This is a genomic window from Actinotignum vesiculae (assembly GCF_051267215.1).
GTDB lineage: Bacteria > Actinomycetota > Actinomycetes > Actinomycetales > Actinomycetaceae > Actinotignum > Actinotignum schaalii.
Genome location: NZ_JBOZGG010000013.1, coordinates 1 through 23698 on the forward strand (window position 1 = coordinate 1; position 23698 = coordinate 23698).

Annotated in this window: 16 protein-coding genes; 10 read left to right on the top strand and 6 right to left on the bottom strand. The window is 62.4% G+C overall.

Translation table 11 applies throughout. The annotated features are described in order from the left end of the window. The first annotated feature begins 171 nt into the window (after positions 1-171). From ACRQHG_RS07315 to ACRQHG_RS07350, 8 genes are all read left to right on the top strand, one after another. Entirely contained in the window at positions 172-660 is a 489-nt protein-coding gene (locus ACRQHG_RS07315; protein ID WP_435719858.1) for a hypothetical protein, read from the top strand. Between the two features lie 27 nt (positions 661-687). Further along, positions 688-1395: a hypothetical protein gene (locus ACRQHG_RS07320; RefSeq protein WP_435719859.1), complete on the top strand. Its 708-nt coding sequence runs from the start codon at positions 688-690 to the stop codon at positions 1393-1395. A gap of 58 nt (positions 1396-1453) precedes the next feature. Next, positions 1454-2743, top strand: coding sequence for a peptidoglycan-binding protein (locus tag ACRQHG_RS07325; protein ID WP_435719860.1), 1290 nt, complete (start codon positions 1454-1456; stop codon positions 2741-2743). Next, on the top strand, positions 2743-3390 hold the full coding sequence (locus ACRQHG_RS07330; protein WP_016441826.1) for an ABC transporter ATP-binding protein: 648 nt from the start codon (positions 2743-2745) through the stop codon (positions 3388-3390). The genes ACRQHG_RS07325 and ACRQHG_RS07330 overlap by 1 nt, the downstream gene beginning before the upstream one ends. Beyond that, positions 3387-4475, top strand: a complete 1089-nt coding sequence (locus ACRQHG_RS07335) for an FtsX-like permease family protein (protein WP_435719861.1) — start codon at positions 3387-3389, stop codon at positions 4473-4475. The genes ACRQHG_RS07330 and ACRQHG_RS07335 overlap by 4 nt, the downstream gene beginning before the upstream one ends. A gap of 23 nt (positions 4476-4498) precedes the next feature. Beyond that, on the top strand, positions 4499-5218 hold the full coding sequence (locus ACRQHG_RS07340) for an FMN-binding negative transcriptional regulator (protein WP_435719862.1): 720 nt from the start codon (positions 4499-4501) through the stop codon (positions 5216-5218). Between the two features lie 88 nt (positions 5219-5306). Next, entirely contained in the window at positions 5307-6788 is a 1482-nt protein-coding gene (locus ACRQHG_RS07345) for an amidase (RefSeq protein WP_435719863.1), read from the top strand. A gap of 414 nt (positions 6789-7202) precedes the next feature. Then, positions 7203-13130, top strand: coding sequence for a S8 family serine peptidase (locus ACRQHG_RS07350; protein WP_435719864.1), 5928 nt, complete (start codon positions 7203-7205; stop codon positions 13128-13130). Between the two features lie 112 nt (positions 13131-13242). On the opposite strand, the gene ACRQHG_RS07355 is transcribed toward ACRQHG_RS07350, so the two are convergent. The 3 genes from ACRQHG_RS07355 to ACRQHG_RS07365 all read right to left on the bottom strand — a co-directional run bounded on the left by ACRQHG_RS07355 (position 13243) and on the right by ACRQHG_RS07365 (position 17199). Beyond that, on the bottom strand, positions 13243-14355 hold the full coding sequence (locus ACRQHG_RS07355; protein WP_435713048.1) for an alpha/beta fold hydrolase: 1113 nt from the start codon (positions 14353-14355) through the stop codon (positions 13243-13245). 107 nt (positions 14356-14462) lie between these two features. After that, entirely contained in the window at positions 14463-15125 is a 663-nt protein-coding gene (locus tag ACRQHG_RS07360; RefSeq protein ID WP_435713047.1) for an ABC transporter ATP-binding protein, read from the bottom strand. Next, positions 15106-17199 carry a hypothetical protein gene (locus ACRQHG_RS07365; protein ID WP_435713046.1) on the bottom strand — a complete coding sequence of 698 codons (2094 nt, stop codon included), beginning with the start codon at positions 17197-17199 and terminating at the stop codon, positions 15106-15108. The genes ACRQHG_RS07360 and ACRQHG_RS07365 overlap by 20 nt, the downstream gene beginning before the upstream one ends. Positions 17200-17500: 301 nt before the next feature. Here ACRQHG_RS07365 and ACRQHG_RS07370 point away from each other — a divergent pair, with 301 nt between their 5' ends. Beyond that, positions 17501-18382: a hypothetical protein gene (locus ACRQHG_RS07370; RefSeq protein WP_435713045.1), complete on the top strand. Its 882-nt coding sequence runs from the start codon at positions 17501-17503 to the stop codon at positions 18380-18382. Positions 18383-18409: 27 nt separating this feature from the next. Here the strand turns inward: ACRQHG_RS07370 and metX are convergent, their stop codons facing one another. Both metX and ACRQHG_RS07380 read right to left on the bottom strand, forming a co-directional pair. Then, positions 18410-19690, bottom strand: a complete 1281-nt coding sequence (gene metX, locus ACRQHG_RS07375) for a homoserine O-acetyltransferase MetX (RefSeq protein WP_435713044.1) — start codon at positions 19688-19690, stop codon at positions 18410-18412. Positions 19691-19712: 22 nt separating this feature from the next. Next, entirely contained in the window at positions 19713-21029 is a 1317-nt protein-coding gene (locus ACRQHG_RS07380) for an O-acetylhomoserine aminocarboxypropyltransferase/cysteine synthase family protein (RefSeq protein ID WP_435719865.1), read from the bottom strand. Between the two features lie 567 nt (positions 21030-21596). Here ACRQHG_RS07380 and ACRQHG_RS07385 point away from each other — a divergent pair. Beyond that, positions 21597-22928, top strand: a complete 1332-nt coding sequence (locus ACRQHG_RS07385) for a C40 family peptidase (protein WP_435719866.1) — start codon at positions 21597-21599, stop codon at positions 22926-22928. 214 nt (positions 22929-23142) lie between these two features. On the opposite strand, the gene ACRQHG_RS07390 is transcribed toward ACRQHG_RS07385, so the two are convergent. Then, a complete protein-coding gene (locus ACRQHG_RS07390; protein ID WP_026428653.1) occupies positions 23143-23667 on the bottom strand; it encodes an inorganic diphosphatase in 525 nt (174 codons plus the stop codon). Positions 23668-23698: the final 31 nt, after the last annotated feature.

Below are 23698 nucleotides of genomic sequence, written 5' to 3' on the forward strand. Positions count from 1 at the left end.
GTCTTGTTTCACGGTAGTCATTCTGGTTTATCTCCTAGGTGGTTTTCACCCTCACACACAAACCATTAGACACTCTCTTGGAAAGCGAAGATCAAGATCTCGCCCCGCTACACCATCGAGGAGGAGAAGCTTGCCTTCCGTGAACGATGGTTGAAACGTGATGCGGAGTTTTTGGAAATTGAGGATCCGCCGGATGTTCCGCTCGTGGAGTGGCAAGAATCAATGGAGCAGTCGGATATCAAAATGGCTGAGTGTTTGACCAGCAAGGGGTTTGGATCCCATGTCAATCCCAAAGGTGGGGTTGCTTCCAATGGGAGTATTCCAGAATCGCAAGAGGCGGCATATAACTTGGCTAGTTACGAATGTTATGCGATGTATTTCCTCAATCCGGAATTTCTTACTGACTGGTCGGAAGATCAATTGCGAGTGATATGGGATTACTGGGACGAGTACTACATTCCCTGCTTGGCGGCTCACGGGTTCACCGTCGATACTTCTGAGCGGCCTGCCCGAGAAACATACGTCGCGACATTCTACACCGATGCCGAAAATCGATGGTTCCCCAGTAATGACGGAGCGCTCTTATTCCAGATTCCTCTTGAGGTATGGAAAACCTGTCCGAGGACTCCTCCTGCTTCTCAGTTTTACGGATTGGAATGAGGTCTAAGAAATGAGAAACAGAATTGTATGCGTCCTGAGTGTCCTACTGGTGGCGGTGGGCGGTTGCGCGAGCGGGGTTCAGATTCCGGGCGCGCCGGCGAAACCGGAAGCGAAGTGGCTGTGGCTTCGGCATCTGAGTGGGATCCGAATACCTGGAAAGCGAAGATCAAGATCTCGCCCCGCTACACGACCGAGGAGGAGAAGCTTGCCTTCCGAGAACGGTGGTTGAAACGGCACGCGGACTACTGGGGAATTGAGGACCCTCCTGATATTCCTTTGGTTGAATGGTTAGAATCACCGGAGGAAGAGGATATTAAGCAGGCTGAATGCATGACTAGCAAGGGTTTTGCATTTCATGTCAATCCCAAAGGTGGTATAGCTTCCGATGGGAGTATTCCTGAATCGCAAGAGCAGGCATATAACTTGGCTAGTTACGAATGTTATGCGATGTATTTCCTCAATCCGGAATTTCTTACCGACTGGTCGGAAGATCAATTGCGGGTGGTCTGGGACTACTGGGATGAATACTATATTCCCTGCCTCGATGCGCATGGTTATAAGGTTGATATCTCCAAACGTCCTGCCCGAGAAACGTACGTTACCAGATTTCATACCGATCCGGAGCATCGTTGGTGGCCTAATAATGGGGGATCTCTTGAATTCCAGATCCCCCTGGAAGTGTGGAAAGTTTGCCCCAGTGACCCTCCTGCCACAGAGCTCTATGGCATAAAATAACCCCATGATGTTTACCATTCACGTGTAACCGCGTGGCTACCACGAAAGGCGTGCTGCCATGAACAAGAAAATAACTCAGATCCTCGCAGGTGTGATAACACTCCTCCTCGTGGCGGCACTGGCATTCTGGGCGGGCCGCACCACCCTGAAACCCCCGGAGCGGATCACCCAAACGGGAGCGGAGACAATGACCGTCACCGTAACCGAGCAAAATATTGGCCGCACCCTCACACTCTCCACCACGGTAGAACGCGCGGCACAACCAGTTGCCGTGAACCAGCTCAACGGCACCATCACCTCCGTTGCCGCGGACGGAGAATTCCACGCCGGCGACACGCTCTACACCGTCGGAAATACCGAGGTAATCGCGGCAGAAGGTTCCACTCCCTTCTGGCGGCCCCTCGCCGAAGGAACCGAAGGCGAGGATGTCTCCCAATACCAGCGGCTCCTCGCTGCCCTTGGCTACTCACGCACCGTGGCAGATGGGAAATTTGGCCCCGCCACCACCGCGGCAACGAAAGCGTGGCAAAAAGCGCGCGGGCAGGAACAGAGCGGCGTCGTCGGCCTGGGAGAACTTGTGGCAGTGCCGCAACTACCAGCTGCGCTCACCCTGGACCGCAGTATTGCATGGCCCGGTGCGGCGCTGAACGGAAGTGAAAATATTATTAACTCGGTGTCCGGAACGCCCAGTTTTTATATGGAAATCACGCGCGAACAGCAGGCTATGATTCAGCCGGGAATGGGTATTCGCGTGAAGCTGGGTGAACAGCCCCTCATCGGTATTACCGGTGAGCCGGAGGAAACAGGAGGGGGCCAGGTCAAGGTCCCTGTTACCGCGGAAGATGGCGGTTTGCTGTGCGGCACTCGGTGCGGGGAATTGCCGGCCAGCCAAAAAGCCTATCTCCTTACCGATATTGAGATTGTGCCCGCGGTGACCGGGCCTACTGTGCCGGTCTCCGCGCTGTCTACGATGCCGGATGGGACTGTGAGCGTGAGGGTCGTGGGGGAGGCCGCGCCCCGCACTGTCACGGTTCAGACCGTGGCCGGCGGCCTGGCGGTAGTTGAGGGCGTGCGGGCCGGAGAAAGCGTATATGCGTTGGCCGACGCGAAGAAGGCCGGCGCCCCGGGTGGATCAGGTGCACCTGGCGGATCCGGCACGTCTGGAGGATCCGGCGCGCCTAGCGGATCCGGAGCGCCCGGCGATTCCGGCGCTGATACCGGTTCCCGCGAAGGCGCAGGAACCGAGGCCAACGAAGATTCGGGCACGGACACCAGCGAAGGCTCGGAAACCGACCCCAGCGCAGATGCAGAAACCGAAGCCACCCCGAGCCCGGAAAGTACGAAGTAATGGACGCGCCCGGCATCGCCACCCGTGAGCTGCGCTTCCGCTACCGGAAAGGCGCCGAAGAGCTCTTCGACGGCCTCACCCACGTTTTCGCCCCGGCCGCCATTACCGCGGTGACCGGGGCCTCGGGGCGTGGCAAATCCACCCTGCTCTACCTCCTCGGGCTCACGCTCACGCCCAGCTCCGGGCAGGTACTTATCGACGGCGCCGCAGCCAGCGAGCTCACCGACCGGGAACGCTCGCGCCTGCGCGCCCGCCGCATCGGCTTCGTTTTCCAAGATTCCGAACTTGACCCCACCCGGCCCGTCCTCGATTCCGTAATGGAACCCGGGCTTTACGCGGGCCATTCGCTGGCAGCCACCCGCACCCGCGCCCGCGAACTCCTGGCCGGCCTGGGCCTGGAGCACCGCGCCGACCACCGGCCCGGGCAAATCTCCGGCGGGCAGGCCCAGCGCGTGGCGGTCTGCCGCGCCCTCGTCAATTCCCCCACCTTCATCTTGGCCGACGAACCAACCGGAAACCTCGACCCGGATAATGCCAACCTCGTGCTCGGCGCCCTACGCGAAGCAGCGGAATCCGGATGCAGTGTCATTATTGCCACCCACGATCCCACGGTGGTCAATGCGGCAGATGAGGTGGTGCGGCTATGAAATTCGCTGTTCTGCTACGCGAAGGCGCGAAAAATGCGCGCGGGGCCCTGGTCACCACCATCCTGGTGGCCCTGGTGCTCGGGGTGATGTGCGCGGCATCCTTAGTGACGGTGGGCCGCCAGGCCGCCACCGAAGCCGAGCTGCACCGCCAGCTCACCGGCCCGCAAGCCCGCCAGCTCACCCTTATCGATCAACAAAACGCCGGGTTGCTCCCCGAAGCTTTCCTGGAAACCCTGCACGGCACCTCCGGGGTGGCTGGGGTAGTGGGATACCGGAGCACGGTGGACGTGGTCAATGGGCCGCTCGGTCCGGCCTCCCAACTGTTCGCCCTGGTGGAAACCGGCGGAGACATCTCCAAAATAATTACATTAACAGCCGGGCGTTATCCCGGCCCGGGAGAAGCCATCGTGCCCGAAGCCATGCTGCCGCAGCTGCGCCTGGCCTTCCCCAGCGGGTACGTGGAATCGCGCGGTGGGCGGCAGTGGGCCGTGGTCGGCTCCTTCACCCCCAGCGGAGGATTCGAGGACCTCGATAATTACCTCCTGGCCGGGGGCGGCTCGGGCGCCTACGTGCGGGTGACCGCGCTGGCTAACGACGCCGAAAATATTGCTGCGGTCACCGATGTTGCCCTCGCGGCCATCGGGGATTTCGACCCCGCCAAACTCATTATCCGCAGCTCCGTCAGCCAGGCGAAACAGGGCGTGGCCGTGACCGGGCAGGTTGCGGGCATGGGCCGTGCCCTCCTCATCCTCATTCTCGGGGTGGGGGCGCTCTTCATCGCCGCGGTGGTGCTGGCCGACGTGCTTATCCGCCGCCGCGACCTGGGCCGGCGCCGCACCCTCGGCATTACCCGCGGCGGACTCGTGGCCTTGGTGATCGCCCGTATTGCCTACCCGGCCGTGGGCGGCACCGCGCTGGGCATCGCCGCGGCCTGGAGTTATTGCCAGCTGAGCGGCAACCCGGTCGCCCTCGATTTCTCGGTGGCGGTGGGGGTGCTCGCGGTGCTCGTAGCGCTGCTCGCCTGCATTCCCCCGGCAATTTTCGCGGCCTACCGTGACCCGGTGGAGGTCATGCGCACGCCGTAGCCGCGCGCATTACACTGGCTGTCATGTACGTGGCGAGTCGTTTTGCGTTGGAACCGGAACGCGCGGTGGAACTAGCTGCCCAAATCGGCGTGGGAGAATTAATAACGGCCGGCCCGCGCGGCCTGGACGCCACCCTCCTTCCTTTTAATATTAAGTACGACGACGCCGGTACTCTCCACCTCCACAGCCATATGGCACGTATTAATCCCCAAGCGGGCGATAGCGGGCCCTGCCTCATGGTGGTCACCGGGCCAAATACCTATATATCACCCTCTGATATGCCACCTGGCCCGGCAGATGCCCCGCTGGCCCGGGTTCCCACCTGGAATTACCTCACCGTGCACCTGCGTGGTGAGCTCACTATCCACGAGGATCCCGCCTGGCTCATCCCCACCCTGCGAGAATTAGTAGATGCCCACGAAATTGCCCACCACGGCGGCACCTGGCGCCCCGATACCCACGCGCGGCCTGACCAGCTGCGCCGCATGCTGCGCGCCATCGTGGGCGTGGATATTAAAGTTACGGAGATTATTGGCAAGGCCAAGCTGTCCCAGAACTTATCCACGGAGGAGATTGCCGCCACCGCCGCCAGTTTGCGGCGTCGTCGTGAAAAAAATGCCGCCACGCACATAGCCGAGCTGATGGAAAACTTGGCCATCCCCACCGCCGCGGCGCGCGAAGAAGCCGTGGAACGGGCGAAACACGGCCCCTGGGCCGCCCGTGCCGGCACGGAAACCGAATAGCGGCACGCGGAACGCGAAGAGAATTGCTCCGAAACTTAATATGCTATCGCTCGCGGCAAACGTGCCCTATCTCACGTACACTGTGAGCATGGCATTTCTTGAGGAGAACGTGGACCCCCTGGATCTTTCTGCCGTGCAGCTGGCGCGGCGCATGCGCACCGGCCGCCTGGACCCCGTCGCGCATACCGAACGGGTGCTGGAACGGGCCCGCAGCCGCGGCGCCGCGGTGGGGGCATTCACGCATATCGCGGAAGAATTCTCGCTGCGGCAGGCCCACGCCGCCGCCGCGCAACTGAAAGAGGGTAGGGGCGGGCCGCTCACCGGGGTGCCTTTCCCCATCAAAGACCTCGACGACGTGGCCGGCCTGCCCACCGAATACGGCTCGCGGGCCATGCGCGGAAATATCGCCACCACCACCGGCGGGGTCGCCCAGTCCATCCTGGACGCCGGCACCGTGACCATCGGAAAAACCACCACCCCGGAATTCGGATTCGTCGGCTACACCGAACCGGCCGGCCTCACTCCCGCGCGCACCCCCTGGGACCTGGCCCGCAGCGCCGGCGGATCCTCCGGGGGAGCGGCCGCGGCGGTTGCGGCCGGCGTGGTCCCCATCGCGCACGGGAACGACGGCGGCGGCTCGGTCCGCATTCCCGCCGCGCACTGCGGGGTACTCGGCATCAAACCCAGTCGCGGGCTGGTCTTGCCCGGACCCGGGTCCTCCTTCTTCTCCGATAGCGGGCTGGCCACCGCCGGGGTGCTGGCTCGTACCGCCCGCGATTTGGCGGCCGGGCTGGATATTATTGCGCGGCGCCGGCCCGGGGATTGGAGCCCCTACCCGGGAGCGGGAGACTACCTGGCCACCCTGGATGCGGAATTCGGGTGCGGGCCGCAATCGCGCAGCCGCGCCCTGGCCCTGGCCGACCTGCGGGTGGGGGTGCTCACCGAACCGCTCAATGTTGATACTGAGATTCACCCCGCCTGCCTGGACGCGGTGGCGCGGGCCGCGGAAGATTTCCGTGCTATGGGTGCGCGGGTGGAGCAGATCGCGCGGCCCTTCGGGCCGGAAGCCTGGCAATCCTTTATGCCGATCTGGCAGGCGGGTGCTGCCGCCATTCCGCTCCCGCCCGAACGCGAGGAACTCCTCACCCCGATGAGCCAGTGGCTGCGCGCTCGCGGGCGGGAAGCATCCGCGCCGCAGCTCATGGATGGCTTGCAGGGAATGTACGCCATTGCTCGGCGCATGGGGGAGGCCTTCGCGGATTATGACGTGATTGTGAGCCCGGCGCTCGGCACCCCGCCGGCCGATCCGGCCTGGGTGTGCTGCCCGGATGATCCGGCTGAAGATTTCCGGCGCCAGTGCATTGTGAGCCCGTGGACCAGCTCCTGGAATATGTTCGGGCCGGCCGCGGTAGCCATCCCGATCCACCGCGCGGACGTCGATGGCACGGAGCTACCCTTCGGGGTGCATGTGGGTGCCACCCGCTTCGGGGAAGAACAGCTGTTGCTCTCTATTGTGGCGGCCTTGGAAACCCTGGATCCCTGGCCGCTGATTCGGCAGCCGCGTCAGTAACCGGGTGCGCCGTGAGCGCGCGGTGGGCCGCGTGGGATCTTCCGCGCGGCCCGCTCTGCGCTGTGCTACCGTGCCCGCCTCCGCGCCCCGAATTTTAAGCGCATAAATATCAATGGCCTAACGGAAGTGTTCACGTTGTGGACGCTCTGGACCGATGCGCACCATTCTTTGCGATGATAGCCCGCATCCGGTATTCCCACGCGTCACGCACTGCCGGTCTATCGCTCAAGGGTGAGAGGCTGAGCGGGAGGGGTGCATAACTTCTCCACTGGTTGGTAGATATGCGCGGCGGGGTGGGGAGGCTGCGCCGTGTGCGCCGTCGTCCCAACTCTGCCCGAACCCTGGCCGCCGTGCAGGAATGACATCACCGGATTCCCCGACGGGATCCCTCCCGTCACGAAGTTAGGAGAAGGTGTGACAGGTTTTAACTGGCGCCGCCTGGGCGGATTATCCGTCACGGCTGCGCTCGCCTTAAGCGTACTCACTACTCCGGCGCTCGCTGCGGATCAGCCTGCGCCGTCGAATCCCGCCGGCGCTTTCGCCGGTCTCTTCTCTCCCGATAACCCCGAGCTGGCTGCTTTCCAGGATCTGCAGGGCTCCACCGAGCGGGTGCGGGTTATCGTGCTCCTCAAGGACCAGTCGCGCCTGGGCAGCGATGCTGGTGAGGCGCAGAGCTTGGCCACCCAGGAAGACCTGGTGGCCCAGTGGTCGGAGAAGTACGGTCTGCAGCTTGAGCGCCAGTTCGGCTACCTCGTCAACGGTTTCGCCGCGACGATGCCGGCGGACAAGATGGCGGCGCTGGAAGCGGAAGCCGCGGTGGCCTCGGTCAAGCGTGAACGTGTCTATCAGACGACCAACGTTGCCGCTACCGAGCGTGCGGCGGATATTTCTCGCGCCGTCGCTCAGAGTGCGGGTGCCACGAAGGCCCTCGTCCAGGGTGCCCTCGCAGCCCAGCCGCAGGAGAATGTGCCCCTCGAAGATGCCTCGCGTGATATGCAGGGCGCGCCCGCGGCCTTGGCGGATGCCGGCGCGGATGGCACCGGCATGGTTATTGCGATTGTGGATACGGGTATCGACCCGAGCCACCGCGATATGCGGATCGACAATTGCGATACCGCGAAGATTAAGAATATTAACACCGCTGCGAACCCCGCCTTCACGTGTAAGGTTCCCAACGGCTACAACTACGCCGACGATAATTTCGAGATCATCGATACCACCTCGTCCATGCACGGCATGCACGTGGCCGGTATTGCCGCGGCAAACGGCCTGGATGAGGGCCAAACCTTCGCGAGCACCGGGCGGGTGGAAGGCATGGCCCCCAATGCCCAGTTGCTGGCGATGAAGGTCTTCTCCAATGACCCGGCCCGTTCACGCGGCGCGGCCGACGGCGATATTATTGCCGCCATTGAAGATTCCGTGAAGCTGGGCGCCGACGTTATTAACCTCTCGCTGGGCTCCGATAACGGCTTCGGATACTCCAACGGTGCGGGCCTGGCCATTGAAGAAGCGCGCGCCAAGGGCGTGCTCCCGGTGATTTCCGCCGGTAACTCCGGGCTCAATTTCTCTCCGAGCGGCGGGGAAGACGATATGTTCGGTAAATGGGACGACGGCGTTATTGGCTCGCCCTCGGCTCACGATGCCACGCTTTCGGTTGCCTCGATTGATAATAATTTCGAAACCCGCTCGGTCGCCCGCGTGACCGTGAACGGCGTAGCCGAAGATATTTTCTACGAACTTGCCACCGGTAAGCCGGATAATGTGGCCCGCGAAGCGGTAGCCGCCGGCACCGGTAAGCCGGAAGAATTCCCGGAAAATACCGCAGGTAAATACGTGCTTATTGAGCGCGGCGGCATCACCTTCGGGGAAAAGTTCGGAAACGCACAAAAAGCCGGCGCGGCCGGTGTGATTATTTACAACCACGAAGCCGGCGGGGATTCCATGATCTCCATGGGCGGTATTGACGAATACACCTTCCCCGGTGGCGTGATGTTCCGCTCCGATGCGCTGCGCCTCGTGAAAGCGATCGAAGCTAAGACTCCCGTCACCATCGCCCTCACGGATGAAGCCCGGACCACGCCCTCGGCTACGGCCGGCGCGCCCTCCAACTTCACCTCCTGGGGCCCGACCTCCAACCTGGACTTCAAGCCGAATATTTCGGGTGTGGGCGGTAACGTCTACTCCACGCTGAATTCGAATACTTACGGCTCGATGTCCGGTACCTCCATGGCCGCCCCGAACGTGGCCGGCTCCATGGCCAGCGTGCTCCAGGTGCTCGGTGAGCGCTTCCCGGAGATGTCCCGGGCGGATCGCCTCAGCCTGGCGGAAACGCTGCTCATGAACACCGCGGAAATTCCGCGGCACGACGGCGTTCCTTACGCCCCGCGCCAGATCGGCGCCGGTTTGGTGCGCGTGGATCACGCCCTGGCTTCCCAGGTGCACGCCCGCGTGGACGGTGCCAATTCGGTGGCCCTGGGCCAGGTGAACGGGCCGGTGTCCTTCACCGTGACCCTCACCAACCACGGCGATAAGGAAGCGGCCTACGCGATTCCGCGCCAGGAAGTCGTGAACGAAACGAATAACGCGAACGACACCACCTCCACCTTCATTTCCAAGGAAACGCTGACGGCGGACCGCAAGGTCCTCACCGTGGCGCCCGGGGAAACCACCCAGGTCACCTTCACGCTCACCCCGAGCAAGGGTAACCACTTCGTGGAAGGCTGGGCGGTGCTCGAGGGCGTTCAGGAAACCCCGGATATTAAGGTGCCCTACCTGGGCTTCGCTGGGGACTGGAACGCCGAACCCATTTTCGTGGCTCCGGGCCAGACCTGGGGTGAGGGAAATACCTCCACTTCCCAGCTGACCACCACGATCTTCGGGATGACCCTGCCCATGAAGAACAATATCTTCGGGGAATTCTGGCTCTCGCCGAATAAGGACAATAACGTTGATACGGTTGTCCCGAATCTCACGCAGCTGCGTAACGCGGAAGAAGCTCAGTTCGAAATCTACGATGCGGCCGGCAAGCTCGTGACGCGCGTGGGTGAGGAACAGGAACTTTCCCGCCAGATCGCCGGTACTGCCCTGGGCACGAAGAATATTGCGCAGGCTTACCGAGCCCACGCTTTCGATGGCACGGTGTGGGATGCGGCCAGCGCGAGCTTCAAGGCGATTCCGGACGGGCGCTACACCTACCGCGTCAAGGCGCGCCTGGGTGATCGCTTCGACTGGCAGACCCTCGATATGCCCTTCGGTGTGGATACCGTGGCCCCCGAAGTTTCCGTGGGTGAACCCTTCGAACGTGACGGCCAGAAGATCCTGCCCTTCACCGTGACCGAAACCGGATCGGGGATTTTCTCCTCGCCGATGGTGGAAACGGATAAGGGTACCCAGATCAAGCCGGTCACCAAGAATTCCGATTCTTCCTTCGAAGTGGTGCTCCCCGAGGGCGTTTCCTACGTGATTGTTACCGTGGCCGACCAGGGCATGAATAACACCATGGTTACCAAGGTGCTGGGCGCGAACGCCATCGAGATCCCGAGCCTGAACACCTACAACACCCAGGTCTTCACCCCGAATCATCGCCTCGTCAAGGACGGCAAGCTGACCGTCTTCGGCCTGGCCTCCGATGCGGTGGCCCGCGTCACCGTGGCCGGTACGGATGCGGAGCTCGGCGGCGGATTCTTCGCCGCCCTGGTCCCGCTCACCGCGGGTACCCAGGAGATCCCCGTGGTTGCCTACGGTGATAACGGCCGCGAAATCACCCGCACGGTGCTGACCGTCACCTACGATACGGTGGCCCCGAGCGTGGCGATTACCTCCCTCAATGCCGGCGGCAAGCAGCCGGTGGCCGAGGATGGTTCGGTCACGATCACCGGTAATGTGCGCGATGAGCGCCCCGGCGCCACCCTCACCGTCAAGGTGAATGGCAAGGATGTCACGGTGGATGCCAGCGGTGGATTCACCACTACCTTCACCCCGGAAGCTGACGCCGTCAGCGCCACCGTGGTGGCCTCCGATGGTGGAAATACCACCACCGAAACGGTTACCTACGAAGGCCGGGAGGTCGTGGCGGAAGATACGTCGTCGTACCAAGCACCCACCTTCACGAATGTGCAGTGCTTCGGCACCACGTGCCTACCGGATATGTCCACCGCGGAAACCACGGCGGAGGGCAAGCTGGTGCTGCGCGGTAAGGCGCAGGGCGTGTCCGCCTTTGTGCTCCAGCCGCGCGTGACCGTGAACGAGGCCGGCGCCTACGTGGTTCCGGACCCGATTAATGTGAGCGTGCAGGCCGATGGCACCTTCGAAACCGCGGTGCCGGTGACCACCGGTATTAACGCCTTCCACATGAAGGTGACCGATACCGAGGGCAAGGTCCGCATGGATAGCATCCTGCGCGTGTTCTGGGATACCGGGTACCCCAAGGTGTCCTTCACGGAACCGACCCTGTACAACGGCGTGCTCTACGCGAATTCGGATGAGGTCACCTTCGCGGGTACCGCCTCCGATGATGCGTGGGGCTACGAACTCAAGATCAACGGTTCGGTGGTGCGCAGCATTATCGACCACACCGTGGGCGGCACCAAGACCAATACCCGCAGCTTCAACCAGGCATTCCCGGTTGCGGACGGCGATACGGTCCTCGTGCAATTCGGCGACAGCATGGGCAATACCCTTCTCAACACCATCCCCGTGGTGGTGGATAAGGAAGGCCCGGCGGTGAGCATCAACGGCACGGACGGCGCGGTTATTCGCGACGGCGCTGCCATTGCCACCAGCGTGACCGACCCCAACCTCAAGGCCGCGCGCGTTCTCCTCAACGGGAACGTGCTCAGCGAGCAGAGCACCGATGCGGGCCTGCTCGGCCAGACCGTTGAGGACAGCCTCGTGGACGTCAAGACCTACTTCGGTGGCGGAGACGATGCCGGTGCGAACGGTGCGGATGCCGCGAAGGCCGTCAAGACCGATGCGAACGGCGTGGCGGATAAGGACGACGCCGCCCGCGTGGTTGCGGGCGTGAAGGATGCGGCTGGACTGATGGCTGAGGCCGATGCTCCGGTGGCCGACGACGCCGCAGCTGGCGATACCACCGATGAGGCCGCGCCCGCTCTCAATTACACCGTGGAAACCGCGGAGCTGGCGGCCGGTACCTACACCCTTACGGTGGAAGGCACCGACCTGGCCGGTAATTCCACCGCGCAGTCCATCTCCTTCACGAAGGACAGCCTGCCCGTGATCGAGGGCCCGGACACCGTGGAACTCACGGCACCCGCCGGCGCTCTTGACCGGCAGGCCCTGGCCGCCGAGGTACTCGCCAAGTACACGGTGAAGGACGACGGCGCAGCTGGGGCCGCGGGCGATACCTCTCTCACCCTGGCATCGGGCACGGTGCTCAACGCGGGCGAGAATACGGTGACCCTTATTGCCACCGATGCTGCCGGGGCTGCCGTGACCAAGACCGTTAAGGTTACGGTGACTCAGGAGAGCGCTCCGGCGCCGTCTCCCACTCCGGGTGAGCCGGGCACGCCGGGTACTCCGGATCCGACGCCGGGCCAGCCGGCGCCGAACCCGACGCCTGTGCCGAACCCGACGCCTGTGCCGAACCCGACGCCGGGTACGCCTGGTACGCCGGCGCCCGAACCGGGCAAGCCGGGTGATACCGGAAACGTGTTCTACCTGTCCAACGACTGGGTCTCCACGGTTGCCCAAACGGTCTTCTCCTACGGGCGCGCCGCTGATCAGGTGTTGATCGGTGACTGGGATGGTGACGGTGTGGATACCCTGGCAGTGCGTCGCGGTAACCAGATCTTCATTCAGAACAGCCTCACCGGTGGAGTGGCCGATGAAGTGATTTCCTTCGGGCGCGCCGATGACACCATCGTGGTTGGTGACTGGGATGGCGACGGTAAGGATACCTTCGCGGTACGCCGCGGCAACCAGGTATTCGTCCTCAACTCGATCCGCTCGGGGGATGCCGACCAGGTATTCAGCTTCGGGCGCGAGGCCGACGTGTTGCTCTCCGGTGATTTCGACGGGGATGGCAAGTCCAGCTTCGCGGTCCAGCGTGGGAATGTGTTCTTCGTGAATAACACTCTCACGGGCGGTAAGGCTGAAACGTCCTTCTCCTACGGCAAGGCCGGTGACCAGATCTTCGTTGGTGATTGGGATGGCGATGGTAAGGATACCTTCGCGGTCCGGCGCGGTAACCAGGTGTTTGTGGCGAACTCGCTCAAGAGCGGGAACGCTGATATCACCTTGCATTATGGCCGGTCTGGTGACCAGATGCTGGTTGGTGACTGGGACGGGGATGGTGTTGATACCCCCATCGTCCGCCGCTAACAACTAGCAGCACCTAGCGCAAGCGAAAAGGGGAGGCCCCGGATTTTCCGGGAGCCTCCCCTTTTCTTATGTTACTTTCGCTGCCTTGCTGTTTTTGCTGCCTTAGCCGCGTTTATTGCCTTGAGCGCGCCCGCCACGCTCGCTGCTCCCTCCGCACCTGCCGCTGGCAGAACTCGCGAATCTCCGCGAATCCGGCCTCGCGCACCGGCGCGCGGGAGAGCAGCACGTCATGCACGGCGTGGTCCAATTTCAGGATATGCACATCGGTGGCAATTTCCGCGGCGCGCGCCCACATCTGCTCAACGTCCAAAACCGTATCGGCCCCGCGCAGTTCCTCGCTCCACGCCGTGGCCACCATGCTGCGCGCCGCGGTGAGCATGAGCACCGGCAGCCGCAGCCGCACATTCCGCGCCACGTAGCGCTGCGCCCGAATAACCGCGTGCAGCCAGCCGCCCCGAATCGGCGCCGGATCCGGGCGCATATCCCAGGCCGGCATCCACCCGGTGGTCCAAAACGGATCGGTGGTGCCCTCCGGCGCCCCGGGCACCCGCGTCATTCCCTCCGGGCGCCACGCGTCGAGCACCATCCCGTAAAAGCCCGGGTCGTGTACAGGCAACGGTTTTTTTGGTGCGGTACGCGCCGCCAGCTCCGCCACAGGTACGACGACGGCGCTCCCGGCCGCACCCACCTGCAAATCCAACCACGGGGAATTAAGCACCAGGCCAGCCAGGTTTTTCCCGCGGCGTGACCCGGCGTAGAGGGTGGCGGTGAGGCCACCGGTGGAATGCCCGTACAGCATGGTGGGGAGCTGGGCTGCGGCGGGGCCGAAGCGAGCGGGAAGGTCGGTTCGCATGGCGGCCAGGGCGGCATCAATATCGGCAAAATACACCCGCATGCTATCCGTGTAGCCGTAGCTTTGCCGCTGTGGATCCCAGGAGCGGCCATATTTACGCAGATCGATTGCGTAGAAAGACCCGCCGGCAGCTGTGATCGCTTCGGCAAGGGCCCACTGGTAGAACATGTCATTCCAGCCGTGAATGGCGAGGAAAGCGAAGCTCGGGGTAGGCGCGCCCGCGGGTGGCAGTGCGCGGATAAGGGTGGCGATGACGGCACCTTCGTCGTCGTCGGGAAGAGGAAGGGTGAGGCGTTCGTAACCGGCGCCGAGGAGGTCGGGTTCCCACGCGAGCGCGGGGTGGTGGGGTGTGGCGGCTCGAGTCACGTTCATCCTTTCGGCTTTTCCTCAATTTTACCGCCCGCGCAGGGTGGGCGGGTGCGCGTAAACTCGGATGGTTCGTGCACGCCCGCGGTGGAATGATCCGAAAATTAGTTAGGCTAGGCAGCCGCTGGGTTAGGCACAGTAACCGGCTGGAGGATGAGGGTGCGGTCGGTGCGGGCGGCGATGCTCGGGTCGTGGGTGACGAGCAGCAGGGCGCAATCGCGTTCGCGCACGGTATCGAGGATGAGGCTGAGGACTTCATCGCGCAGCTCGGTATCCAGCGCTCCGGTCGGTTCATCAGCCACCAGCAGGCGCGGGTGATTAATGAGCGCCCGGGCCAGCGCTACCCGCTGGCGTTCCCCGCCGGAGAGGTTTTCAGCCATCGTTTGGGGGAGGACACCTAGGGTGCCGAGGAGCTCGCTGGCCTCGGTGGCGACGTCGCCATCATGACGGTTCCACAGCAGGCGCGGAAGCATCACGTTATCGAGGGCGGTGTATCCGGCCATGAGTTCGCCGTGCTGGAAAACAGTGCCAATGGTTGCGGAACGCAGGCGCGCGAGGCGGTTGAAGGGGAGGCGGTGAATATTGGTGTCGGTCACCTCGATGGTGCCGGAGATGGGTTTATGCATCCCCAGAATCGTGGTGAGGAGGGTTGTTTTCCCCACGCCGGAGCGGCCCATGACGGTGAGGGTGTCCCCGCCGTTGAGGGTGAACGTAATCGGGCTGAACAGCGGGTGGGTGTAGCCGCAGACCAGGTTGTCACAGTGCAGAATACTCATGGTGATCCTTTCCCGGGCGCCACGCGCGGGCCCGTGCGGTTAGCCGGCGATACACAAGAATGGATTGCGCGGCGATGAAACAGCCGTAGATCGCGGCGATAGTGAGGATGAACTCCCAGGGGATAAATCCGGTTCCGGGCAGTAAGAATTGCCGTGCCAGGAAGGTGCCGACCGCGAGGGCGGCGATCCCGGTCACGATATTGGTGGCGAGGGTGCGCCGGGCGAGGATGCGGGCAACCGTGCGGGTTTGCCCGGTGAGTGCCGTGATAGCGGCGGCGTCGCGTGCCTGGGCTTCAGCTTCCCGGGAGAAATTCAGCCACACCACCAGCAGCCCGCAGATGAAAGCGAAGGTAGTAAAGAGGCTGAGCCAGGTGGAATGCTGACGGTAGATCTGCGCCAGGGCGCGGGTATTTTCACCCAGCGGTGTGGATAACGCGGGGATCGGAGTGCCCAGGTCCAGGCTGTGAATCTGGCTGAGGAGTTTTTCTCCAGAATTTCGGCCATCGGATTCGACGAGGGTGACGAGCCAGCCGCGGTCGAGGTTTTCGGGGAGATCTTTCTTCGGTGCGCCATATAACGGAGCAAGGTAATCGGAGAGCACCAGCTCTAGATTTTCTGGAGCGACCTGCCCGTCTTCCAACGGAACCACTCCGATTCCGTGGCCAGCGGCGATAATAGCAGCGTCAGGACGGGCTGCGTGAATTTGCGCAACGGCATTTTCGAGGCAGCCGGGTGTATTGGGGCGGCACACAAGAGAGGAATCAACTGCGCTGAGATTCTCAGGAAGTGGCGGGATCTCCCTATCGGTATCCGCGACCGCGTTGAAGCAGGCGATTAGTAGGGTTCCGATAATGAGGAAACAGCCCGCGAGGGTGCCGGAACGCGAAGCTACCTCGGGATGGCGAATAATCCAGCGGGTGGTGAGATCAGTGAGGTGATCCCTGCGGGATCTGATGGCAAGGCTTGCCGCGGCACGGGTAAGCAGTGTAAAGGTTGCCGATAGGCCGAGTAGGACCAGAATAATTCCTATAGGGATGGCGGCAGAAGCCATGTCCGAGGGAATCCACCAGAAATACCATTGGAATCCTGCTGCCAGGATAATCCCAATAGTGAAGAGCGCTAGGCCAAGCAGGGGACGCTTCTTTTTTTGCCGTGCTGGCCGCATTGAGAGTTTGATGCGGGGCCAGGCGAAAAACAGCACGAGCCCGGCGAGTGTGACTAGCAAGGCGAGAATGATCCAGCCTAACTGGGGGAGAAATGCCTGCGGGTGGAAGTGGAATCCGGTGAAGGGCAGGCGAATAACGCCACTGATGAGAACAGCAACCACGGCGCTGCCCGCTAATCCACCAAGTAATACTGGAGGAATAACTCGGGTACTGGCATGCCGAATGAGGTGGCCGCGCCGTGCACCTATACATTGGAGAATAAATTGCTCCTGCGCGATGTTGCTCTGGAAATTCTTACGGCAGGCCAAGACGTAAAGAAAAATGGGTAAAACGATGACAGCTAGCACCAGAGGTAAAAGGTGCTCGGCCCAACGCTCGTACAGCACGCTACCTATAGGGCGACTATTCGCACCGTTTGAAGATACGGCGAATCCTGATGAGAGAAAGGCTCGGGTTCCTGCCCGTTCTAGCTCAGACAAAGCTTCGGTGTTAACGGGGCGGGTGATAACCAGTAGTTCGTCCTCGAGAGTTACCGAGTCGTCAATAACCGCCGTGATAGGACCGAATTGTTGTTCCAAGGTTTCGCGGTAGCGGAGAGCGGGGCGGGTGACCGCCGCGCTCCCCGCTGCTGGCCAGGCGCTGAGTCCAGGGGGCGGGGGAATATCGGGTCGTAAAGGTTCAAGATACATAACACTAACTAGACGCGAATCGATAAAGGTTTCATCGACTCGGTAGGTAAAAGTAGCGTCTTCCTTATCCCGTACGTAGATAGGTCCACTCGCCCGTGCTGCTTTGTCCCGGTAGGGAATTTCAACTCCAATGGCGGCCAGCGAAAAAACCGCGACGACGCTCAAGAAGCCCGCAATAACCAGGGCCGAGAATGATCTCCGAGATTCGAGGGACTTCATGAGCGGTTGGGGGTTGTTGTTTTCCGTTTCATGGTGAAACCTCCGTTTCGGTTGTTACCACCCAATGAAGCGAGTTTGCCCAGATGAGTAGTGTGCGCCCCGTTGCGCGGTGGGGAGAGCTGAAATCTTTCCCCATTTAGGATTCTACGGGCAGATGGGCTTCAAGGGAAATCTGTCCCAATATGCAAATAGCGAAATAGATTCTCAATTTGAGTTTTCGTTATATAAAATTATTGGTTATTTCGGACGGGGAGTCCGGTAGAATCCCCCTAACAGCCCATCAGATAGGGAGGAGCCGCCCGTGCCCACAACACAAGGCCAGCCCGGCTTGCGCGAAACAGCCACCCGGCTGCTCCCCGCGCTCGGCTTCGGACTCATCCTCGGCGCCCTCCCCCTGCTCTGGATGAACGACTGGCGCGGCACCCTCTACATCACCCTCATCGTGATCGGCGCACTCACCGTGCTGGGCGGCATTATTTATTTACGCTACCGCTACCTCCACACCGCCGCCGCGCACGACCACCCGCTCCGCCCTCTCACCGCCACGCTCACGGGCATCGCATTATTTCTGAGCGGCACCCTCCTGCCCACCCTCCTCAACCCACCCCAAGCCATCCGCATCGTCACCACCCAAATCAAAGACTGGGGCGGCGGCCCACTGCGCTCCTATTTCACGGGCGGGGCTGAAGACCTCAGTGTCGCCGTCGTCGATATTGAAAAAGAAGCCGGGACCACGCAAGCGTTCCGGGCCCTCGTGCGCGAACGCCGCCTCGAAATCGACGTTCCCGTGGGCGAAGGCAATAACGCCGCAGTCACCTACTCCTGGTCCCTGCCGCGCGATACCACACCCTACGGATTCGCGGCCTCGCGGCCCTTCCGCTTCGAACGCATCCCCACCTTCGACTACGCCCAGCTCGACGCCGCGCTCTTCACCCGTGCCACCACCCTTGTGCGCGAACGCGCCGCGCAGCTCGGATTGACGCCTGCGCAGCTAGAAAGCGCGGAAGTATTCGTGCGAGTCAAATCCGCGGCCGCCGAACTGCCCGAATGTGAAGGCGCCTGCCCCGCGCCCGACGACCTCATCTACACCGGATGGTTGCACGCCGGCGGCAAAGCCGGGCACGTGATGATCGACGCGCGCGGCACCGTGCTCGGCGAAGACTGGTCGCAATTTGGCGAGTAACAGGCTAAGTAGCGGGCGGGGTGGCGGCTAAAGAGTAGCGCCCTCCCGGGCCGTTGCGGCCGACGCGGTTTCCACCGGCGCCACCTCGGCGAGGAAATCCGAAATAATCGCGGAAACCTCATTATTTTCGATAAGGAAACCATCGTGGCCGTGCGCGGAATGCACGGTCTGGAGCGGGCGCGCCCCGGGCAAAGCCGCGGCCAATTCCGCCATATGCTGCGGATAAAAAAGCCGATCAGAATCAACGGCGACGACGAGCGCCGGCTGCTTCAGCCCCGCCACTACCTGCGCGGTGCCACCCCGCCCGCGCCCAATATCGTGAGTAATAAATGCCTGGCTGATCGTCAGGTAGGAATTCGCATCGAAACGCGCCACCAATTTCGCGCCGTGATAATCCAAATAAGATTGGACCGCGTAACGGCCCCCGCGCAGCGGATCTTCGCCTTCCTGTGGGGTGCGCCCGAAACGCGCCGCCAGTTCCGGGGCGCAGCGATAAGTTAAATGCGCTATTTCACGCGCCAGGCCCAGCCCTGCATCCGGGCCGCTCGCCCCGCTCTCATCGGGCTCGGCATCGTAATAATGCCCGCCACGCCAGCGCGGATCCAGGCGAATCGCCAGATTTTGCAGATGGGCATAAGCAATATGTTCCGCGGTGCTGGCCGGGCCCGCCACGAGCACCGCAAAAGCACCCACCCGTTCCGGGAAAGACGCCGCCCATTCCATGGTGCGGCAGCCGCCGAAGGAAGCGCCCGCCACCAGAGCCCAGCGCTCCACCCCGAGCAGATCGGCGAGCCGGGCCTCCGCGGCGGCCATATCCCGCATGGTAATTTCCGGGAAGCGCGGGCCCCAGGGCTGGCCATCGGGAGCCGGGGAAGCCGGACCGGTACTTCCCTGGCAGCCACCCAACACATTTGGGCACACCACGTAATACCGGTCGGTATCAATGGCCAGGCCCGGGCCTACAATATCTTTCCACCAGCCGCTTTGCCCATCGCGCGCCGCGGCATGGGAATCTCCGGTGAGCGCGTGGCACAGCAGCACCGCATTGGAGCGGTCCGCATTGAGCTGCCCCCACGTTTCGTAGGCGAGCCGAACCTGCGGCAGGCGGCCGCCCAGCTCCAGTTCCAGGGGGCCAAGATCCGCGAAGCGGCGTTCACCCGGGTCGTCCCCTTCCAGCCAGGCGCCGGTGGGGCGCTCGGTCAGGCGAGGTGCGGGGGTGTAGCCGGTATCGAAATCACCGATAGGTTCGGCATCGGTGACCGGGTCTAGGGGGGCGTGTCCCACGAGGAACTGGGGGCTGGGCGTCATGATAATCCTTGATCTTCTGGCTCTAGGCGATGGACTCGAGGCCCTGGCGAATATCGGCAATAAGATCGCGCGGATCTTCAATACCGATGGACAGGCGCACGGTGGCCGGGCTAATGCCATTGGCCGCCAGCTCTTCTGCGGTCAGCTGCGAATGCGTGGTCGAAGCCGGGTGCACCACCAGCGACTTCGCATCCCCAATATTCGCGAGATTGGAGAAGAGGTGGAGGGACTCCACGAAAGCCGCGGCCTTCTCAAATCCGCCCGCAACTTCCACCGTGAACACCGAACCGGGGCCCTTCGGGGCGTACTTGGCGGCCAGCTCGTGATACGGATTATCCGGCAGACCAGCCCAGTTCACCGAGTCAATCCCGGGGTGCTCGGCCAGGAATTCCGCCACCGCGCGGGTATTGGAAAGATGGCGGTCGATGCGCAGGGAAAGGGTTTCCAGGCCCAGCCCGATCAGGAAGGCGTTGAAGGGGGAAATCGCGGCGCCGGTATCACGCAGCAAGGTGGCGCGGATACGGGTTGTGAAAGGGGCGCCGGGAAGATCGCCCCAGACGATGCCGTGATAGGACTCGTCCACCTCGTGGAAACCGGGGAACTTGCCGTTCTTCCAGTTGAAGCCCGCGCGTTCCACCACGGAGCCGGCAATGGAGGTGCCGTGCCCGCCCAGGAACTTGGTGGCTGAATCCACCACTACGTCCGCCCCGAAATCGAAGGGATTCACATTGGCGGGAGTGCCGATCGTATTATCCACAATGAGCGGAATATCGTGGGAATGGGCGAGCTTGGCCAGCGCCTCAATATCGAGAATATCCTGCTTCGGGTTCGGGATCGTTTCCCCGTAGAGGGCCTTGGTGTTCTCATCAATGAGGGCTTCCCAATTGGCCGGATCCGCAGGATTCTCTACGAAACGAGCCTCGATACCGAAGTTCTTCAGCACGTGCTTGAACTGGTTGTAGGTCCCACCGTACAGCGAATCGGAGGACACAATATTATCCCCGGCCTGTGCCACATTCGTGACCGCGTAGAAAATGGCAGCCGAACCGGAAGCGAGGAGCAGCCCGCCCGTGCCGCCGTACAGCGCGGAAATACGTTCTTCGACAGCCCCCTGGGTGGGGTTGGTGATGCGGGTGTAGATCATGCCCGGATCGGTGAGCGCGAAACGTCCGCGAGCCTGCTCATTATCCTTGAACACATAGGACGTGGTCTGGAAAATTGGCAGCGCCCGGGCGCCGTGATCGGAATCGAGGACCTGGCCGGCGTGCACCTGAAGGGTGTCGAAGTGCAAAGCGTCCGGGGTAGGTGCGGTGTGCTGGGAATTCTGATTTTCTGACATGGTGCTCTCCTTCAAAAATGTGATGGGGAGCGGGCGGCAGATAACGCCCCGGCATAAACCTAGGAAAATATTCTTTTTCTCAGGCGCAGCAATATCCATTCTGGATAAACCAGAGGTGTGACATATGAGGAATGGAATTGTGCGATGCGGCGAATGCGCTCTGACCAGCCCGCTTATTTTTTCTACTTGGTGTTCTTTTCCAAAATCAGCAGGGCTGATAGCGCACGTTAGGGCGGCTGGGCCGCGGAACGTGCGCTAGTTGGGCATTCGCATGACGAACATGATGCAAGCATAGGCAGGCGAGGGCGGTATTCGTCAAGTTCACGACGTGAATCACATTCTTGATTGAGTGCGCAGTTGTGGCTCCTGTCCTGTGACGATTGTGGTTCCTGATAAATAGAGGTAAGCGGTGTGACGAAAAAGAACAGAATTACACCTGTGAAATTTTGGGGCAGATGTTTCGTTTTGGACTGGTGTGAGGTATGTTCTTAGTGTTTATATCGAATTGTGGGCTTAGTCTGCGCGCACCCGTCCGGGGCGCGGGAAAGCCCGCCCTCTGGAGGTCGTGTGGAGAATCGTTCTCGGCGCCTAACGGCTGTGCTGGCCGCCTGCGCCCTCGCTCTCTCAGTGCTACCCGGCGCCCGCGCGGATAACGTTGATCGCGATATTGATCGCTCGCGGGCCGCGGAAAAGCAAACAGCTCAAAGTATCGGGCAGATCGAAGCTTCGCTGGCCGGGCTCGCCTCCCAGGCCGAAGCGGCACGCACCGATGTGGTGATTAAGGCAGCCGAAGCCCAGCGTGCCCAGCGCAACCTGGAAGATTCGGTCAATACCGCGATGGATGCCCAGGTGGTGGCCAATAGTGCCCGGGCGGAAGCCGATGCGGCGCGCGGGGAACTCGGCTCGATTTCCTCGGCGATGTACCGGGATTCTTCCACCACGCTCACCGCCGCGAACGCGCTGCTCGGGGCGCAATCCCTGCGCGATGCCGATGACCGCCAGCGGGCCTTCCGCACCGCCGGCCACGCCACCGACCAGAAGCTGCAGCGCTACCAGGCCGCCCGCGATATTGCCGATACCCTCCAGGGCGAAGCGGATCGCAAGGCCAATGAGCAGGCCACGATTGCCGCGCGCGCCGAGGGTGCCGCGAAGGATGCTAGCTCGGCCGCCTCCCAATTGGATAGCCAACTGGCCTCCATTGAAGCGCAACGCGACCAACTTTTCGAAACCCTCGCCCGGCAAAAGGGTACGACGGCGGCACTGGAACGCGCCCAGCAAGAACAGAAAGAAGCCGCGGCGCGTGCCCAGGCCGAAGCTGAACGCCAGCGCATCGCGGCCGAAGCGGCAGCCCAGGAGCAGGCTGCCCGAGAGGCAGCGGCTCGGGAAGCCGCGGCCCGTCAGGCGGCCGCGGAAGAAGCGGCTCGGCGCCAGGCTGAATCGCAGCCCGCCCCCGCGCCGGCGCCCGCTCCCGCTCCCGCACCGGAACCTGATCCGGAACCGGCACCCGCCCCCGCTCCGGCCCCAGAACCGGAACCGGAACCCGAACCGGCCCCGGCGCCTTCGGGTGACGGCTGGGCGATTGTCAGCTTCGCGCGGCAATTCGTGGGCGTGCCCTATGTGTGGGGCGGCAATACCCCCTCGGGTTGGGATTGCTCCGGTTTCACCCGCTATGTGTACGGGCACTTCGGCTATTCCCTGCCGCGTACCTCCGGGGCACAGCGCTCGGCCGGCTACGAGATTTCTCCCTCCCAAGCCCAACCCGGCGACCTGTTGTGGTGGCCCGGGCACGTGGGAATCTACACGGGCAACGGCATGCATATTGCCGCTACTAACCCCGAAGGCGGCACCCGCGAAGGCCCGATCTGGGGTAGCCCCACCTACGTGCGGATTATTGACTAGGTGCGGCTAGCGCGCGGCAAGTAAGGTTCGCGGAGCGGATCGACGCCGGCGCGCGGCACACAAGCCGAAAAGAAAAGCGGGAGCTGTGCGTATCTGCATAGCTCCCGCTTTTTGTGTTTTTGCTCGGAGTGACTGGCCTTTCCGTCGGGGCCGCGCCGGCTGCCGGGCGCTTGTCCAGTGCCGGGCGCCCGCCTAGTGCTGGCCGGCTACCCGCTTAGTGCTGGCTGGGCGGCTGCGCTTCGTGCGCGGTGTAGTAGCCTTCGTCAATGGCCCGCTGGAAGGAAGCCCGGATTTCCTCTTCCGCGGCTTCGCGGCCCACCCAGTGGGCGCCTTCCACGGACTTGCCCGGTTCCAGATCCTTGTAGACCTCGAAGAAGTGCTGGATTTCCAGGCGATGGAATTCCGAAACGTCCTCAATCTCGGTACGCCAGGAGGCCCGCTGATCCGAGGCCGGCACGCACAGCACCTTATCGTCGCCGCCCTTTTCATCACGCATGCGGAACATGCCCAGCGCACGGCACCGAATCACACAACCCGGGAACGTGGGCTCTTCGAGCAGCACCAGGGCGTCCAGCGGATCGCCGTCCTCACCGAGGGTGTCATCAATAAATCCGTAATCATCGGGGTACCGGGTGGATGTGAAAAGCATGCGGTCCAGGCGAATCCGCCCGGTTTCGTGATCTACTTCGTACTTATTTCGATTTCCCTTGGGGATTTCGATGGTGACATCGAATTCCATCATGTGAAGCTCTCCTCGCTGACGGCTGGCA

What these genes read in the sequence shown, in the direction of transcription:
- ACRQHG_RS07330 (WP_016441826.1), top strand. Translation starts at nt 2,743, where the DNA reads ATGGACGCGCCCGGCATCGCCACCCGTGAGCTGCGCTTCCGCTACCGG.
- ACRQHG_RS07340 (WP_435719862.1), top strand. Translation starts at nt 4,499, where the DNA reads ATGTACGTGGCGAGTCGTTTTGCGTTGGAACCGGAACGCGCGGTGGAA.
- ACRQHG_RS07390 (WP_026428653.1), bottom strand. Translation starts at nt 23,667, where the DNA reads ATGGAATTCGATGTCACCATCGAAATCCCCAAGGGAAATCGAAATAAG.
- ACRQHG_RS07355 (WP_435713048.1), bottom strand. Translation starts at nt 14,355, where the DNA reads ATGAACGTGACTCGAGCCGCCACACCCCACCACCCCGCGCTCGCGTGG.
- ACRQHG_RS07360 (WP_435713047.1), bottom strand. Translation starts at nt 15,125, where the DNA reads ATGAGTATTCTGCACTGTGACAACCTGGTCTGCGGCTACACCCACCCG.
- ACRQHG_RS07335 (WP_435719861.1), top strand. Translation starts at nt 3,387, where the DNA reads ATGAAATTCGCTGTTCTGCTACGCGAAGGCGCGAAAAATGCGCGCGGG.
- ACRQHG_RS07365 (WP_435713046.1), bottom strand. Translation starts at nt 17,199, where the DNA reads ATGAAGTCCCTCGAATCTCGGAGATCATTCTCGGCCCTGGTTATTGCG.
- ACRQHG_RS07325 (WP_435719860.1), top strand. Translation starts at nt 1,454, where the DNA reads ATGAACAAGAAAATAACTCAGATCCTCGCAGGTGTGATAACACTCCTC.
- ACRQHG_RS07320 (WP_435719859.1), top strand. Translation starts at nt 688, where the DNA reads ATGCGTCCTGAGTGTCCTACTGGTGGCGGTGGGCGGTTGCGCGAGCGG.
- ACRQHG_RS07380 (WP_435719865.1), bottom strand. Translation starts at nt 21,029, where the DNA reads ATGTCAGAAAATCAGAATTCCCAGCACACCGCACCTACCCCGGACGCT.
- metX (WP_435713044.1), bottom strand. Translation starts at nt 19,690, where the DNA reads ATGACGCCCAGCCCCCAGTTCCTCGTGGGACACGCCCCCCTAGACCCG.
- ACRQHG_RS07345 (WP_435719863.1), top strand. Translation starts at nt 5,307, where the DNA reads ATGGCATTTCTTGAGGAGAACGTGGACCCCCTGGATCTTTCTGCCGTG.